This window comes from Spirulina sp. 06S082 (genome assembly GCF_034932145.1).
Classification (GTDB): Bacteria; Cyanobacteriota; Cyanobacteriia; order Cyanobacteriales; family Spirulinaceae; genus CCY15215.
In genome coordinates, this window is record NZ_JAYGHV010000381.1 from 1 (window position 1) to 824 (window position 824).

Sequence of the window (824 nt, forward strand, 5' to 3'; positions counted from 1 at the left end):
ATAGGAGGTGAATTTTAAATGTATGGATGTCAACAAAATTTGATTAAAGATTCAGAAAATCTATCATTTCTCGAATACCTTTGTACGACAGCGAATAAATTAATCAATTGTGGAATTTATTTGGCTCGTCAACTGTACTTTAAACGCGGCATAATCATCAAGAAATTCGATATTCTGACGGAGTTAAAAAACAATGTAAACTTTAAGTTTCTTCACTCTCAAGCGGCACAACAGACATTGATGGGTGTTGCTGAGTCATTCAAGTCTTACAAAGAACTTTCTAAGAAGTACCAAAAAGGCGAATTAGAGAACCGTCCTCGCTTGCCCAACTATCGCAAAAAGGGAGGATTGGGAGTCATAACTTATCCTAAGCAAGCGCTAAGGCTGAAAGGAGATAAGGTTAGGGTTCCATTAGGAATGAAGGTAAAAGCAGTCTTTAAAGTTGATTCATTCCTATTACCATTTCCCATCAATCTTGACTTTAAGAAGATTCGAGAACTTAGAATCCTCCCTCGTAACGGCTGTTTCTATGTCGAATGGGTCTATCAATTGGAAGCCAAACAAATTGAGTTAGATAAGGACAAAGTTCTCGGTATCGATCATGGTTTAGATAACTGGTTAACCTGCGTCAGTAATGCGGGAACGAGTTTTATTGTAGATGGAAAGCACCTGAAATCAGTCAATCAATGGTACAACAAACAGATTGCGACGATTAAGGAGAATAAACCTCAAGGATTCTGGTCTAAAAGACTATCTCGCATCACTGAAAAGCGTAACCGTCAGATGAGAGATGCGGTTAATAAAGCAGCGAGATTGGTTATTAA

General features: G+C 38.0%; 1 protein-coding gene. It reads left to right on the forward strand.

Annotation, left to right across the window (positions count from 1 at the left end; genetic code table 11):
* Nucleotides 1-18: 18 nt before the first annotated feature.
* On the forward strand, nucleotides 19-824 hold an 806-nt coding region (locus VB714_RS21425), incomplete at its 3' end, for a transposase (protein WP_323226723.1).